Annotated in this window: 14 protein-coding genes and 1 pseudogene; 10 read left to right on the forward strand and 5 right to left on the reverse strand. The window is 53.8% G+C overall.

What is annotated here, in order from left to right; translation table 11 throughout:
- Window positions 1-186: 186 nt before the first annotated feature.
- Window positions 187-1,308: a DUF4153 domain-containing protein gene (locus tag FDY98_RS27190; protein ID WP_340146860.1), complete on the reverse strand. Its 1,122-nt coding sequence runs from the start codon at window positions 1,306-1,308 to the stop codon at window positions 187-189.
- A gap of 565 nt (window positions 1,309-1,873) precedes the next feature.
- Between FDY98_RS27190 and FDY98_RS05855 the strand changes: the two genes are divergently transcribed.
- The 6 genes from FDY98_RS05855 (at window position 1,874) to FDY98_RS05880 (ending at window position 6,454) form a co-directional block, all read left to right on the forward strand.
- Entirely contained in the window at window positions 1,874-2,212 is a 339-nt protein-coding gene (locus FDY98_RS05855; protein WP_027959838.1) for a low molecular weight protein tyrosine phosphatase family protein, read from the forward strand.
- A gap of 161 nt (window positions 2,213-2,373) precedes the next feature.
- A complete protein-coding gene (locus FDY98_RS05860; RefSeq protein ID WP_155705715.1) occupies window positions 2,374-2,970 on the forward strand; it encodes a hypothetical protein in 597 nt (198 codons plus the stop codon).
- Window positions 2,971-3,240: 270 nt separating this feature from the next.
- A complete protein-coding gene (locus FDY98_RS05865; RefSeq protein WP_027959836.1) occupies window positions 3,241-3,627 on the forward strand; it encodes a DUF6559 family protein in 387 nt (128 codons plus the stop codon).
- 531 nt (window positions 3,628-4,158) lie between these two features.
- Entirely contained in the window at window positions 4,159-4,929 is a 771-nt protein-coding gene (locus FDY98_RS05870) for an aminoglycoside nucleotidyltransferase ANT9 (RefSeq protein ID WP_027959835.1), read from the forward strand.
- A 136-nt stretch (window positions 4,930-5,065) separates the two neighbouring features.
- Window positions 5,066-5,566: a DUF899 domain-containing protein gene (locus FDY98_RS27195; protein WP_340146782.1), complete on the forward strand. Its 501-nt coding sequence runs from the start codon at window positions 5,066-5,068 to the stop codon at window positions 5,564-5,566.
- A 447-nt stretch (window positions 5,567-6,013) separates the two neighbouring features.
- Window positions 6,014-6,454, forward strand: a complete 441-nt coding sequence (locus tag FDY98_RS05880; protein WP_231500702.1) for a GNAT family N-acetyltransferase — start codon at window positions 6,014-6,016, stop codon at window positions 6,452-6,454.
- 420 nt (window positions 6,455-6,874) lie between these two features.
- On the opposite strand, the gene FDY98_RS05885 is transcribed toward FDY98_RS05880, so the two are convergent.
- Entirely contained in the window at window positions 6,875-7,798 is a 924-nt protein-coding gene (locus FDY98_RS05885) for a LysR family transcriptional regulator (RefSeq protein ID WP_027959832.1), read from the reverse strand.
- Window positions 7,799-7,907: 109 nt separating this feature from the next.
- Here FDY98_RS05885 and FDY98_RS05890 point away from each other — a divergent pair, with 109 nt between their 5' ends.
- Both FDY98_RS05890 and FDY98_RS05895 read left to right on the forward strand, forming a co-directional pair.
- Complete coding sequence (locus FDY98_RS05890) at window positions 7,908-9,122, forward strand: MFS transporter (protein WP_340146784.1); 1,215 nt, start codon at window positions 7,908-7,910, stop codon at window positions 9,120-9,122.
- Window positions 9,123-9,127: 5 nt separating this feature from the next.
- Complete coding sequence (locus tag FDY98_RS05895; RefSeq protein WP_027959830.1) at window positions 9,128-10,159, forward strand: aldo/keto reductase; 1,032 nt, start codon at window positions 9,128-9,130, stop codon at window positions 10,157-10,159.
- 92 nt (window positions 10,160-10,251) lie between these two features.
- Here FDY98_RS05895 and FDY98_RS05900 read toward each other — a convergent pair whose 3' ends face one another.
- Window positions 10,252-11,319: an AGE family epimerase/isomerase gene (locus FDY98_RS05900; protein WP_231500701.1), complete on the reverse strand. Its 1,068-nt coding sequence runs from the start codon at window positions 11,317-11,319 to the stop codon at window positions 10,252-10,254.
- Between FDY98_RS05900 and FDY98_RS27205 the strand changes: the two genes are divergently transcribed.
- Together FDY98_RS27205 and FDY98_RS26030 are read left to right on the forward strand one after the other, a co-directional pair.
- Entirely contained in the window at window positions 11,303-11,731 is a 429-nt protein-coding gene (locus FDY98_RS27205; protein WP_231500700.1) for a hypothetical protein, read from the forward strand. The genes FDY98_RS05900 and FDY98_RS27205 overlap by 17 nt on opposite strands.
- Window positions 11,732-11,903: 172 nt before the next feature.
- On the forward strand, window positions 11,904-12,074 hold the full coding sequence (locus tag FDY98_RS26030) for a hypothetical protein (protein WP_022520572.1): 171 nt from the start codon (window positions 11,904-11,906) through the stop codon (window positions 12,072-12,074).
- Between the two features lie 49 nt (window positions 12,075-12,123).
- Here FDY98_RS26030 and FDY98_RS05910 read toward each other — a convergent pair.
- A pseudogene (locus FDY98_RS05910) lies at window positions 12,124-13,639 on the reverse strand (ATP-binding cassette domain-containing protein).
- Window positions 13,640-13,757: 118 nt separating this feature from the next.
- Complete coding sequence (ilvC, locus tag FDY98_RS05915; protein ID WP_027959828.1) at window positions 13,758-15,230, reverse strand: ketol-acid reductoisomerase; 1,473 nt, start codon at window positions 15,228-15,230, stop codon at window positions 13,758-13,760.
- Between the last annotated feature and the right edge of the window lie 234 nt (window positions 15,231-15,464).

Raw genomic sequence — 15,464 nt, forward strand, 5'->3', positions numbered from 1 at the left:
GCATTTTCATCCTGCGCTGCGCCTAACTCAGTCAGCGTGCCTAGATGCTGCCAGCCTGCATTGTGCTCGGTATAGACCTGTCCATGCGAGCTGTAGGACGCGTAGATAAGCCATTGTAATTCATGCTCATTGCTTACCTGAAACGCTTGGCAGGGTTCAACTTGGCTTAGGCAGGCTGAGCCCTGCTCAATTAACAAGGCGAAGCAGTGGCTCGGGTAGCGTGGCGTCTTCAGGGTTCACGCTAAACTGCTGGGCGACATCATCCAGGTTGTGGGTATCCACGAGAGGATCCTGGTTCCAGCGATTGGTTTGCTTTAGCGAGAGATCAATACGCCGTATCAGCTCAGGTCGCGATTGGGCAAACTCGCTGTCAGCAAGTGCTTGTAATGCCAAACTGCCCGGCTGGCCGAGGTGAAAGCGTAGATAGCGGTAGTCGAAAGCATCCACAGTGGTGCGTCCGTCTATCAACCGCTTGACCTGATGCTGGGCCACCCAGTGGCGCATATCCGCCAGCGGCGTATTAACCACGATCAGCGCCCCGGCCACCAGCAGGGCCAAGCCAACATTGGCGCGCTGTAGATTGGGTAGTGCTGCTTGCCGTCGCCAAAGCAGAATCAAACTATAGCTGAAGGTAAAGGCCGCGGTTAGCACTTGCAGCAGTGCCGCCCAGAGCCTATCCAAGCTGAGTCCATATTGGTCGATTCGTAGCCAGAGCGCCCAGGCGGCCAGCAGGCTACCTATCGGCAGCAATACGACGGCGAGCATAATGGCGCTGCGTAACCATATAGGATAGGGCAGCTTGTTATCGGTTTGATAGAAAACGGCGTTGAAGAACAACAGCAGGGTCAACATCAGCGCCATAAGTATTTGCGCGGCTCTGCCGGTATCCCATATCGGCTGCAGGCCGGTCCAGGGCAGCACGGCAAAGAACATCAATATGATTAGGGCAACCAGCGGCAGTAGCGCCTTGATAAGCGCTTCGCACATCAGTCTTACGCTCGCGATAAAACGAAAGCGATTGCGGATCATCACCAGCCCCATGCCAATCACCAGCCAGGTGACTGGATAGAAAAAAGCGGGTGTTTGGAACAATGTTTTGAAAAAGTCTAAGCCAATGGCTGAAAAGAGCGCTGCCCACAAAGATAGCAAGCTCCAAAAAACGCCAATGAACAGGCCTAGTTGGGCGATTGTCAGGGCGTGCTCCCATGAATAATCCAACATGGGCTGATAGGTTTTTGGCCAAGTGCCACTGGCGGCGCTGCTACGAAAGAACAGCGCAAGAATAAACAAGGCAACTCCTACGGCCATGCAAAAGGCAAAGGTAAACGGGTGACCTCCCCACTGCTGTGGCTCGGGCACCTGCTCGACCCAGCCAAGGTGCCAGCCCAGCCAAAACAGTAGGGGGAGCTAGCAGCAGCGGTAGGAAGTTGATGCGATCACGCAGTCGTACGATGCTGATCAGATAAAAAGCTGGCAAGGCGACCGCGACGGTGTAGAGCGCCTTAAGCCAGCGCTGGTCGGCGACCAGCCAGTACTCATGGTCGATAGCCAAATGCAGCGCATAGAGCGCGCAACCCTGTACAACGGCGAAAAAATCAAGCCCAGGCTAGTGGCCCGATCCAGGGTATTTAGGCGATTATCGTCCATGACAGCTCTTCTACGGTTGAGTGGCGGCGTGAGGCCCGTAATTCTTCTAAGCAGCTAACGGGCTCTAAATAACTAGCTGGCCCTAGGTAATTAACTAGCCCTAAGCAACTATAATAACGCGAGGAAGTTACAAAGGTTGCAAAGTGCAAAGGTAGACGGCACGAAATACTGCTAATTAATTATGCTGTGCTTTAGGCACGTCGTAAAGCCGGGCCAGGGAGGAGTTTTGAATCTTCTGTTTATATGCAGCGCAAATAGACTCCGCAGTCCGACGGCTGAACGTGTCTTTTCAGCTTACCCCGGTATTCAAGCAATCGGAGCTGGGACAAGTTCGAGTGCTAAAACGCCCGTTTCTTGGCGCTTAATTGAGTGGGCTGACATCATCCTAGTGATGGAAAAGAGTCACCGGGATGAAGTCGCCAAGAAGTACGAGCAGTTACTCAAGGGGAAGAGATTAGTCTGCTTGGATATTCCCGACCACTACGAGTTAATGCAGCCTGAACTCATCACCTTGCTCAAGGAAAGGGTTCCGGAGTATGTGCGGTTGTCGGCAGTCGAAACATAGCGAGGAGCTGGTGCGCCGTAGTATTGATCATAGCGATGAAGAGTCGTTCTCCTCCCATTTCAGGTTTATATGAAATTATACTTATAAAAAACCTGGTTTTTTAAAGCTCTGGTCAGGTAAAGTTTACTTGGAATGCTATGAGCCATAACCAGGAGGGAAGCATGTATCGAGTAGTGATCGTTCTATGTATTTTTTTAGCGGGCTGCACCACAAAACTGTGGGAGCCCAAGCCAGAGAGAGTGATGGCCGTCAACGGCTTCTACGTTAATAAAGAAACGAACGATTTAGTGGTCACCACGCGGCGTGAAGCTTTTTTGTTTCCCTCTCAGCAGCAACTTGGCCAGGCGCTGATGCTTAGCCGAGAAGTTGAGTTTCTTCCCGAATTTAGCGGCTTCTCGCTCTCTAGCTCCAATGTGGTGACCGGCAGCATTAAGCTCACACTGCATAAACAGAACCCTTCAGCCGAACTTGTCAGTCAATTAGCCGCATTGGGCTTTACGAAAAACCCCGTCAACGATAGCTTTCACTTGATACGGGAGATTAGAGGCGAGCGATATACCATTGAAGGAAGTTTGCCGCTTGAAAAGCTCGAAAAGGAGTATCAAGTCAGTATGAGCATGCCCAGGGGCCCTATCGATACAGCCGGGCGTGTTATCGCAACGCCTGTTGCCATTACATTTGATGCGGCCGCAACGGTCGTGGCAATTCCTCTCTTCGCACTCTTGCGGTGTCACAGGGTTTGTTTGGGCCATAAGTAAACAGAGCGTCTTAACGAGCTCACAGGGGAAGTTTAAAAACAGTTGCCTACAGAGTCTGACTAATGCCTAGGCTTTTTCTGAAAAGTCGGCGTGCGCAGGCCAGGTAAGGACACAGCCTATTAAAAAGAATCGGATTCGCGTGCGAATTTACGGGTTGTAAATGAGTGCTTTGATTGGACTCGTGCACGAGCCGATTTTTAATAAGAGTATGGCCAAGCGTAATAGTTAACCAGAGGTTTCCTGGTATTTATTAAAGAACGGAGGTTAAGGGTGGGACTACTCGATAACTTTAAGAAGAAGCGTGCTATTAAAGGCTACATAGAGAAACTGCCTAACGTCTTGGTCAACGATTATGGCCGCCAGGAATATTACACACAGCTGCAGGTAAGGCGGAGTATTGAGCGTGCGGGGCTAAATAGCCAGCATCAGCACTACGCGCTGGCGATGTATGCTAATCGTCCAGAATTTGTCGCTTATCAGAGCGAGATACATGAAAATTTCAGCTATGAAAAACTGCGTGAAGAGGTCGGCGGTGCCTACTTTTCGGGTAGTACTGAGTTCAACTGTTCAAGCGTAATAGCAGCGTCAGCGAGTTTTGGAGGTGACGCGTCTAGCATCGATTGCTCTGGCGGCGGAGGAGATGGCGGCGGTCAGTGAGCCAGTAATAGCCCATGGCGAGGCTACTTGCATCTGTTTTAGCCAATATGTTAAAGCTGCCAATGCATTGTTCCAGCAAGCCGATAGCCATCTTAAAAGCTAAAGCTGTTTGAAAAGTCGTGTGTGCTGCCGCATCAAGCAGCCAGTGCTGGTCATCACAAAGCCGCCTATAAGCTCAGTCCCGTGGCCGATGAACTTGTCCAGCTTGTTTTTCATTAGGCCACTGTCCTGATGAATTATCTGCTCGTGATGCGTGAGAACATTCCTACTTTGGCTATGTAGATTGTGAAGGTTTCGCCGAGATTGTTCACGACTATCAGCGTCGTGGAGTTAATATCTTTTAGAGAATCACTGATAAACCGTGGGGCCTGCATGAGTTTGGGGTAGTAACACCCGAGGTCATAAGCTTATGTTTGATGAAGATATTGGGCCACCTAAAAACTCAAAAACACTCTCTATCTGGTTCGATTTTTACCATCGCCGCATTTCGTCAGTGTAGGAAACTACATTCCAGCAAAAGTGGTGTGACCCGTGATTCCATATGAAGCACAACAAGCGCAATCCATCGCGGAAGACGTGCTTGGCGAGTCGATTGTGGGTATTTATCTTTTTGGTTCTGCCGTTGCCGATGGCTTACAGCGTAACAGCGATGTTGATGTTCTGGTGGCAGTGAGCGACTCACCAACCTGTAAGCAGAGGGAGGCTCTGGTTGCGCAGCTGATGAAGGTCTCTGGCACGATTGGCAATGCACAAGCTACCAGGCCAGTAGAGCTGACGGTCATCACGATCTCTGATGTTGTGCCCTGGCGGTTCCCGCCGCGGGCGGAACTTATATACGGTGAGTGGTTGCGGGATGAGTTCGAGGCAGGGCACATCCCGAAACCAGCCTGTGATCCTGATCTGGCGATTGTGCTGAAAAAGGTGATCGATAACAGCCTGCCGCTATATGGGATCAACGCCGCTGAGGTGTTTGAGCCAGTGCCAATGGCTGATGTCCAAAGAGCGATTCGTGATTCCTTGCCTACGTTGCTGGCAGAGACAGCAGGTGATGAACGCAATGTGCTCTTAACCTTGTCTCGCATGTGGCTGACCGTAGCAACGGGTGATATTGCTTCAAAAGATGTGGCAGCAGAGTGGGCAAAGGAACAGCTGGCAAAGGAAGATGCGGCTTTATTGGACTACGCTAAGCAAGGCTACCTCGGAAAGGTCGTCGACCAATGGCAGGGGAAGCAGGGGGAGTTCCAGGCGCTAATTTGTTCCATGCGGCAATCCATCGAAACGTGCCTTGCCACCCCGCATTGATAGAAGCGCTGACCCTTACCGAAAGGGAGGTGACTATGGTGCTACTCAAGCACTGAGTCGGCTATTGGTATCAACCCATGAATTAGATCTTTCTGCGGAGCGAGAACAAACGGGCTTTAAAGAAGAAGGGCCAAATATGCCAACAACTAAACACCCTTTACCGCAAGTTGTCTCCCCTGAAGAGTGGGAGGCGGCACTCAACCGATTGCTCATTAAAGAAAAAGAACACACTCGGGCACGCGATGCCTTGAGCGCTGAGCGGCGCAAGCTACCCATGGTGAAAATGGAAAAGCCTTATGTCTTCCAGGGCGATGAGGGCAGTGTGTCCTTCCTTGACTTGTTCGCTGGGCGACGTCAACTGATTGTTTACCATTTCATGTTTGCCCCCGATTGGAAGGCGGGGTGTGATGGGTGCTCGTGGGTGGCCGATGCCATGACGCACCCGGCGCACCTCCATGCACGTGACACTTCGCTGGTCATGGTGTCACGCGCTCCGCTAGAGAAAATCAATCAATATAAGACGCGCATGGGCTGGACGATTCCCTGGTACTCCTCTTACGGAAGCGACTTCAACGAGGATGTCGGCGCAACGACAGAGGAGGGCGAAAGGCATGGCGAGTGTCTTCCTCCGCGATGAAACGACATTTATCGTACCTACTTTACGGTGCCCGTGGCGTCGAATATTTAGGTAGCCACTGGACATACCTGGATTTGACGCCGTTTGGTCGCCAGGAAACCTGGGAGGACTCACCGAAGGTTGGCCACAGACGAAGCCGTATGTGTGGAACCGCCGCCACGACGAGTATGGCGGCTGAAACTCATATGTGAGCTAAACAACCATTGAAGTGAGGCGTTTTTTTGCAGATTGTGCATGTGTTTCAAAGGCCGTTCTGTTCAAGCGTTAGTTTGCAATCAATGGCAATTTAAGAACACCTTCCCTCCAAATGAAATCGAGGAGTGAGGATTGCCCGGGGCCGCTTTTATCTAGAGCTTTGTTATGCAGCGTAATACGCAACCCTCCTTTAACACCAATCATCTAACGCTCCGGCCACGGAGGCTAAGTGATCTCGAAGAGTGTTTGAGAATGGATCGTGATCCAGAGGTAACGCGGTTCGTCCAGGGGCCTTGGCATAAGCCTAGCGCTCATAGAAGCTTTGTGGTTGAGCGGATTGAGCAAGTGTATCCCTCTGGGCTGGGCTATTGGACGATCCGTGATCGTGAAACAGAAAAATTCTACGGTTGGGTTCTTTTAATTCCTTACCATGTGCTAAAGCCTGAAGTAGAGATCGGTTGGCGCTTAGTCAGGGATGCGTGGGGTAAAGGGGTCGCTACAGAGGCAGCGAAGATTATTCTTGAGCATGGGCTCAACACCGTTGGGCTTCCTCGCATAGTTGCGGATATAGACCCACAGAATATTGCGTCAGCTCGCGTAGCCGAAAAAATTAGTATGAAATATGTCGAGGATCGCATCTTAGGTGGCAGTAAATTTCTTTCGTTTCAAAGCAGATCTATAGTAGCTGTATAACCTGAAGCTCAGTCTGATCACCTCGGTTTGCAATCTTATAAGGAACCGAAAAAACTAAGCCTTAAAAAGCTCTTCAACCATAATATCAATAAATACCCGTAGCTTGGGGGCCAAGTGTTTGCTGGAGGGCCATAGCTTATAGTGATCACCACTCTCCTAACGCAACCTCTCTCATCACCCAAATGCGTTGGCACGGAGGTCACCATCTATGACCCCGATCTTGATTCCTTAGGAGTGTGCGCTGATCGAATTGTGGCGTGTCTCACTGAAGCCTTTTCGACAGGTTAAAAATGTCTAAAGAGAGCTATGACAAAAAATGCTAACGCCCCCGAGCCTCCATACCATGTGGTTATTTTTAGCAGCCATCGCACTGAGGGAGGAAACGGAGGCGCGGAAATGGCTTCTTCGGATTATTGACACTTACTGATTTTCCCGTCGCAACGCCCAGACAGGATGTTCAGCTAGGCGCTCTTCCAGAAACGCTACAAACGCCCTTACCCGAGGCGGCACCAGCTGCCGCTGGGGCATCACCGCGTAGATACCGGTTTCCGTTAATCGGTAATCCGGCAATACCACGCTCAATTGACCGCTGCGCAGGTATTCGTGGATGTGCCACACCGAGTGCTGTGCGATGCCCAGGCCGCCGAGTACCGCCTCGGTGAGCATTTCACCCTGATTGCTGCGTATGCGGCCGCCTACCTGTACCGCCTCGCTTTGCCCTTGTTTGTCGGTGAGATGCCAGATGTCCTGCCGACGCCGACTGCTGGAAAGTACCAGGCATTGGTGATCGGCCAGGTCGCCGGGGTGTTGTGGGGTGCCGTGGCGTTTCAGGTAGTCGGGAGAGGCGCACAGTACCCGCTCGTCGTCGGCCAGGCGTCGCGCCACCAAACTGGAATCTTCCAGAATGCCGATGCGAATGCCCAGATCGTAGCCCTCGCCCACCAGATCCACTACTTGGTCAGTCAGGCCGACACACAGATCCAGCCGGGGATAACGGTTAAGGAACTCGGGCAACAGCGGCGAAATGTACTGACGCCCGAAGGAGTGGGGTAGGGTGACGCGCAGGGTGCCGGTGACGTTGTCGGCGCCGCTGCGTAGATCCTGAGTGAGTGCTTCCAGCCCCTCCACTAGATCGCGGCCCTGTTCCGCCAGTGCCAGCCCCTCGGGGGTGGGGTGAAGGCGTCGGGTTGTGCGGTGCAGTAGTCGTACATTGAGACCCTTTTCCAACCGCTGCAGACGTTGGCTGGCCAAGGCCACCGAGAGGTCAAGGCTGCGGGCGGCGGCGCTGATCGTACCCAGATCCACCACGCGAAGAAAGAGAGCGATGTCGCTTAGACGATCCATGATGGTCTCATTATCAATAAAATATTGAAAGTCATTAAAGATCCTAAAGGTATCAAGGAGGGTGATGCAGGTCTAGCATTCGCCTCATCATTCCCTGATGGACGTTTTGATGATGACTTCAACCTCTTCGCGCCCGATCCCCTGGGCGCTCTACGCTTTGACCATTGGTGCCTTCGGCATCGGCACCACCGAGTTCGTGATCATGGGGGTGCTGGAGCAAGTGGCCGCCGATCTGGATGTGAGCATCCGCCAAGCGGGCCTGCTGATCTCCGGATATGCCCTGGGTGTGTTCGTGGGCGCGCCGTTGCTCACCATTGCCAGTGCCCGCTGGCCTCGCAAGAAGGTGCTGGTGGCGTTGATGGTTATTTTTACCCTCGGCAACCTGGCCTGCGCGCTGGCTCCGAACTACTCGATGCTGATGGTTGCCCGGGTGGTGACCTCCCTAGCACACGGCACTTTTTTCGGCGTCGGTTCGGTGGTCGCCACTGGCCTGGTGGCGCCGGACAAACGGGCCAGTGCCATCGCCACGATGTTCACCGGCTTGACCGTGGCGACGCTGCTGGGCGTGCCCGCTGGCGCTTGGCTGGGGCACGAATATGGCTGGCGCACCACCTTCTGGGCAATCACCGGTGTGGGCGTACTGGCGACCCTGGTGATCGCCCTCATGGTGCCTCGCGACAGCGGTGACGGAGAGGTATTGGGTTGGCAAAAGAGTCTGGCGTCGATCGGTCGACCCACGGTGTTGCTGGGGTTGCTGATGACAGCGCTTGGCATCGCCGGGGTGTTCACCGTGTTTACCTACATCCAGCCGATGCTGACCGGCATCGCCGGTTTCTCCCAGGATGCGGTGTCGCTGATTCTGCTGGTATTCGGCGTTGGCATGATCGTCGGTAACCTGCTCGGCGGGCGTCTCGCGGATCGGGGGCTGGCACCGGCCCTGATTATCACATTGGCAGTGCTGGCGGCGGTGCTGGGTCTGTTTCCTTTTGCGCTCGGCTATCAGTGGACAACGGTGGTCTTCGTCGGCCTGCTGGGCATGGCCGGTTTCGCTACGGTGGCGCCCTTGCAACTGTGGGTACTTAACCGGGCGGAAGGCGCGGCCAGCCTGGCGTCCAGCTTCAATATCGGTGCGTTCAATCTGGGCAATGCCATTGGTGCGGGCTTGGGCGGTGTGGTGATTGAGCGCAGCGGCAGCTTTACCGCCGTGCCTGGCGCCGCCGCACTGGTTGCTCTTACCGGACTGGCGGTGGCCGTTTGGGCCATCAAACGTGAGCATGGCGAGTCCCTTCGGCCCGCCCCGGCAATTTCCTGCGAACAGGAGTGAGTGTGATGGAATATCGTTATCTAGGGCGGTCTGGTTTCAAGGTGCCTGCATTGGGTTTCGGGGCCGGCACCTTCGGTGGCAAGGGGCCGCTGTTCAGTGCCTGGGGCAATACCGATGTTGAGCAAGCGAAGCGGCTGATCGATATATGTCTGGACGCTGGGGTCAATCTGTTCGACTCCGCAGATGTTTATTCCGATGGTGCATCGGAAGCGATCCTTGGTGCGGCGATCAAAGGCCGTCGTGACCGGGTGATCGTGTCCACGAAACTGTCACTACGCAGCGGGGATGACGCCAATGACGTGGGCAGCTCTCGACACCACTTGATCCGCGCCACCGAGCGCGCACTAAAAAGGCTGGGAACCGATTATATCGATGTGCTGCAACTGCATCACTTCGATGCCATGACCCCGGTGGAGGAGGTGATGTCCGCACTGGATGATCTGGTGCGGGCTGGCAAGGTTCGCTACCTGGGGGCGTCCAATTTCTCTGGCTGGCAGTTGATGAAGTCCCAAAGCGTTGCTGAGCGTTATGGCTATGCGCGCTTCGTGGCGAACCAGACGTATTACTCCCTGGTGGGCAGAGATTACGAGTGGGAGCTGATGCCATTGGGGCAGGATCAAGGCCTGGGTGCTCTGGTGTGGAGCCCGCTGGGCTGGGGCCGCCTGATCGGTAAGATTCGTCGCGGCCAACCACTGCCCGTCGGGAGCCGTCTTCACGAGACCGAAGGATTCGCGCCACCTGTGCCGAATGAAAGACTGTACCGGGTACTGGACGTGCTATTCGAGATCGCTGACGAAGTCGGCAAGAGCGTGCCCCAGGTAGCGATTAACTGGTTGCTGCGCCGTCCGACGGTGTCATCGGTTTTGATAGGTGCCCGGGACGAAACCCAGTTACGGCAGAATCTTGGTGCGGTTGGCTGGCGCCTTGATGAGTCTCAGGTTGCACGATTAGACGTGGCGAGCGCGGTAACTCCACCTTACCCCTATTATCCCTATTGGAACGGCCAGTTCGCTGAGCGTAACCCACCACTGGTATGACTGAAATAAACTGAAAAAGCCGGGCCCACGACAGGCACGGCGACTGAGGGGGGACCACCTCGGGTGAACGTTGCACTATTTATTACAACCAGTTACAACCGGTGGACGGTTAACGCTAGGTTGGGGGCTAAGGGCAACCGTGGCAGCAACGTGGACTGGTAGGCATGGTAGAGATCGGGTTTGACGTCGCCTTCGGCGGGGTCGATCTGCAACTCACCGCTGAGCTCCTGGTACCAGCCGCCCCGTTTACGATCGATAAAGAGGGTGTCGATCGCATCCCAGAGTTGCCGATACCAGTGCTCGTAGTGGGCCTCGCCGGTGCGCTGTAGGAACGCGGCCGCCGCGCCCGCCGCCTTGGCGTGGGTCCAGTGGCGTCGCCGCAGGGAGTGCGGGTTACCCTCCCAATCGACGGTATATACCAGCCCCGGGGCGCCGTCGGTATTCCAGCCGTCGCGCAGGCTGGCGTCAAATAGCGCCGCAGCGTCGGTGAACAGCCAGGCAGGAACCGTTCGGCCGCGGGATTGCAGCGATGCTTCCAGGTGCAGCATCAAACGCGACCACTCAAAGCCGTGCCCCGGCGTAGCGCCATAGGGGTAGAAGCCGTCGTCAGGGCGGTCGGCGTTGTGTTCCGGCCACTCCGACCAGTCGCCGTGAAAATGCTCGAGGATGCGGTATTCCCGGGGAGTCGCGTGGCGGTGAATCAGTCGTTCGACGATGGCCAGCGCCCGATCAAGCCACAGCGGTTCGTCGCGCACATCGGCTAGCGCCAAGCACAGCTCTACGCCGTGCATGTTGCTGTTACCGCCGCGGTAGTCGCTCAGTTCGCTCCAGTCCTGACTGAAACTCTCGACGAAAGCTTGCTCATCCATCGACCAGAAGCGGGTGTCGATCACCCCAATGGCCTCTTCGAGCAGAGCAGCCGCGCCGGGAATATCGGCGTGGGTCGCAGTGGCGGCACCGAGGGCGACGAAGTGATGGATATAGCACTGCTTGGTGCGGTCGTCGCTGGTGGCGGGGTCGGCGCCGAACCAGCCGCCGTGTTGCTCGTCGTGCAGCTTACCTTCCAACGCGCGAATAGCATGCTCGGCCAGCGCGGCAGCGCCCGGCACGCCCTGTAGCGCTGCTAAGGCACAACTATGCGCCATGCGCGCGGTAAGCATGGTGTCGGCCACGGCGTCGTCGGGTATGCGCCCGTCACCATCGAGCGGTGCGAAGCCGCCGGAGTCCAGTCGCGCCTGGCGGTGGAACTCAAACAGCGCGAGCCCTTCGCGGGTCAGCCAGAAGGGTGGGTGGCGCTATCGAGCCAGCGCCGGGGCTTTTGATCGGTGTCATGGGGCTTTGTGCCGTGGTTCATTGCATCCATATCTTTATGTGATCAAGAGGGCGCTCGCCTCAGCCATTGACGATGGTGCCACCGTTGGGGTGGATCGTTTGGCCGCTGACGAAGGCGGCCTTGCTACCGGGCAGTGTCTGCGACTGGGCGTGGATCCTGAGCTTGCTAACAATATTCACCTCCGTGTGATGCGTGAAGGCACGGCAACAGGCTGCGCCTGCATCCAACGTAGACCTTGATCTATATCATCACAAGGTCGATGATCTCTTGAAGGCTATGCGCGTTGCGTCGCTCAGGTGTGCGGATCGAAAGTAACCGTTCGCTTTGAGACTGATTAATTCCAAAACCTAACAAGCCTGTTGAGCGACATTAGTCGCCCAAGTCCTAATTATTATTTACTGGATATGTTTCATGGCGAAGAAAGTAGTTATGTTTGAATACGAGAAAGAAACCAAAAACAGCGTTCGCTATAAAGAAGTGCCTGATGAAGGAACGGCGCCTATCGTGGGCACTCTGTATGTTCAGAAATGGTTTGCTGGCGATAGCAAATCGATTGAGGTAACGATAGACAAAAAAGACTAGCTGGCTGGCCATTTTTCAGTATAGTTAATGATCTTAACTATTTGAAAAATTAGTTATTTTTCTCCAGTCCTAAATAATGCTCTATGCCTGTTATCTGATCTTCCGCGTGGTGTTGACGTAGAGCACGGTGGTTTCTGAGCCCTGGCAGATTTTCTCGATCAGGGCGAGGACCAGTTGGCGGTTTATGTCGTCCAGGCCAAGGCAAGGTTCATCTAGAATCAACAGGGGCGGATGTTTGACCATGGCGCGGGCAATGAGTAGCAGGCGCTGGTCGCCGTACGAGAGCTTGTTAAATGGCTGGTCGGCGCGGTCTTTCATGGCGAGTAGTTCTAGCCATTGGTCGGCAATTTTTTTCTGGCTGTCAGTGGGCTTGGTGTACATGCCGATGCTGTCGTAGAAACCGGAAATAATCACATTTTTGCAGCTGGTGCTAACCCGGTATTCCCACTGCAGGTTAGTGGATACATAGCCGATAAACTGTTTAATCTGCCAGATGCTTTCGCCGTTACCGCGCTGGAAACCAAACACGAAAATATCGTTGGTATAGCACTGCGGATGATCGCCGGTGATCAATGATAAAACGCAGGTTTTGCCGCTACCGTTAGGCCCACTCAGTTGCCAATGCTGGCCCCGTTCTATCGTCCAATCGAGCTTATCGACAATCACAGTGTCGCCGTATTGGATGGTCGCTTGCGTTAGTTTTACTAATGGCTGGCTCGGGTTGAGAGCGGGTAGCTTACTGGTGGGATCGGCCTCCGGCACGCTTAGGTCGGTGGTTTTCAAATGCAGTAACTGGTAGAGCTCATTGAAGGTGGCGTCATCCAGACGATCTACCGTGAGCTTCAAGCGGCCTTTGTCGCCACTCTGTTTATCCCCTCTCTTTTTATTCCCACTATTGTTATCCGAACGGTCTTTATCCCCACGTTCTTTATCTAAGTAGGCCACATGGGTGATGAAGTCGGGCATTTCATCAAAGCGATTCAATACCATGACCATGGGAACGGTGTCGATGATAGAGGCTAGATGTGCTTGCAGCATGGCGAGCGTGTCTACATCCAGGCCATCGAACGGTTCGTCTAAAATGAGTAAATCAGGCTTGTTGGCCAGCGCGCGAATCAACATGACTTTGCGGGTTTCACCGGTGGAAAGTTTACGAAACGCGCGATCGAGCAGTTTCCCTAGGCCAAACTTTTCGACCAAGGATTGGGCAAGTTCAGTGTCTTGGCAATGGTCGAAAATCATTTCACTGACGGGAGTGCCGAGTGAAATGACGTCCATAATGTCGGCGTCGTCTTTTTCAACTCTTGGGCGATGAGCTCTGCCTGTGCTTCAAAAGAGACGATTTCCACGTTGTTGGGAAGGCCTTGAATGCTTCCGCTCTGGATGTCACCAATGCCCGCGAGCGCAGCCGCTAGGGCGGATTTACCCGTGCCATTGGGGCCAGTGATAACCCAATGTTGTTCTGGCGTAATGGTCCAATCAATCTCGCTTAGTGTGAAACGATCATCAAAGCTAACCGTCGCTTTTGATAGGCGAATATTGTCTAGGCGGGTTAACGAATCCATTACTCTCTTCCTTACGCTGTTCGGGGAACCAAAAAGCCGAGCATATCGTGATGATATCTCGGCTTTTTTTGACGGCTTAGGTTTTGATGACCTGAACGTCTATCGTTTAATCAGGCGATTAAACGATTTTTTTCATGTCAGCCATGTAGCCACGAAGAACCGAGCCAACGGCTTCTACGGGGTGTGAACGAAGGGCAGTGTTAACTTCGATCAGGCGTGCGTTATCAACGCCGTTGTCGTCTAGCGAAAGCCCTTTACCGATCACGTCGGATTTGATGCCTTTCATAAAGTCTGCCAACAGCGGCACACAGGCGTGGTTGTAGAGGTAGCAACCGTATTCCGCCGTATCAGAGATAGTCGCGTTCATTTCGTACAATTTCTTACGCGCGATGGTGTTCGCGATGAGCGGCGTTTCGTGTAGCGACTCGTAGTAAGCCGATTCAGCGATGATGCCCGCCGCTGTCATGGTTTCGAAAGCAAGTTCAACACCGGCTTTCACCATAGCGACCATCAAAATGCCGTTGTCGAAGAACTCTTGCTCAGAGATTTCTACATCGCCAGCGGGTGTTTTCTCGAAGTTCGTCTCAGCCGTTTCTGCACGCCATTTTAGAAGGTTCGCATCATCGTTCGCCCAGTCTTCCATCATCGTTTTAGAAAAGTGACCACTCATGATGTCGTCTTGGTGCTTGTTGTACAGCGGACGCATGATGTCTTTTAACTCTTCAGAAAGATCGAACGCTTTGATCTTCGCTGGGTTAGAAAGACGATCTAGCATGTTCGTCACACCGCCGTACTTCAGTGCTTCGGTGACTGTTTCCCAGCCGTATTGAATCAAACGTGAGGCGTAGCCCGGGTCGATACCTTCTTCGACCATCTTGTCGAAGCAAAGCAGGGAGCCCGTTTGCAGCATGCCGCAAAGGATCGTTTGCTCGCCCATCAGGTCGGATTTCACTTCCGCGATGAAAGAGGACATCAGCACGCCCGCTTTATGGCCGCCAGTACCTACTGCGTAAGCTTTGGCGAGCGCAAGGCCTTCGCCTTTGGGGTCATTGTCTTCGTGAACAGCGATCAAGGTGGGAACACCGAAACCACGCACGTATTCAGCGCGAACTTCAGAGCCAGGGCACTTCGGTGCCACCATGATGACGGTTAAGTCGTCGCGAATTTTCATGCCTTCTTCTACGATGTTGAAACCGTGAGAGTAAGACAGGCAGGCGCCTTCCTTCATCAGCGGCATCACTGTGTTCACTACTGAAGTGTGCTGCTTATCAGGGGTGAGGTTCAAAACAACGTCTGCGGTGGGGATCAACTCTTCGTAAGTTCCTACCACAAAACCGTTTTCAGTGGCGTTTTTCCAGGACTGGCGCTTTTGCTCAATGGCTTCAGGACGCAGTGCATAAGAAACATCTAGGCCGCTGTCACGTAGGTTCAAACCTTGGTTAAGGCCTTGTGCGCCACAGCCGATAACCACCATTTTTTTGCCTTTTAGCGCTTCGACGCCATCAGCAAACTCAGCGGTGTGCATGAAGCGGCATTGCGCTAGCTGAGCCAATTGCTCGCGTAGCGGTAACGTATTGAAATAGTTAGCCATCGTTAGCATCCTAATTTTATGATCAATGTGTCGGTGTAAGGTACACCGATATTAAAAAGGTGACACCGTCGCTAGGGAGAAACGCTAGCGCCATGTCAGTAAGAGCATGTGATGAGAGGTAATGTATAGAAGAGTGACTCTTTCTTAAATTGATATATTTGCAATAACACGTCCCATTTTTCGCAACTGTCGGTTAGTATTCGGACATCGCCACAAGCGCAGTCGCGGAGCGTC

The organism is Halomonas sp. PA16-9, from assembly GCF_009728585.1.
GTDB lineage: Bacteria > Pseudomonadota > Gammaproteobacteria > Pseudomonadales > Halomonadaceae > Vreelandella > Vreelandella titanicae.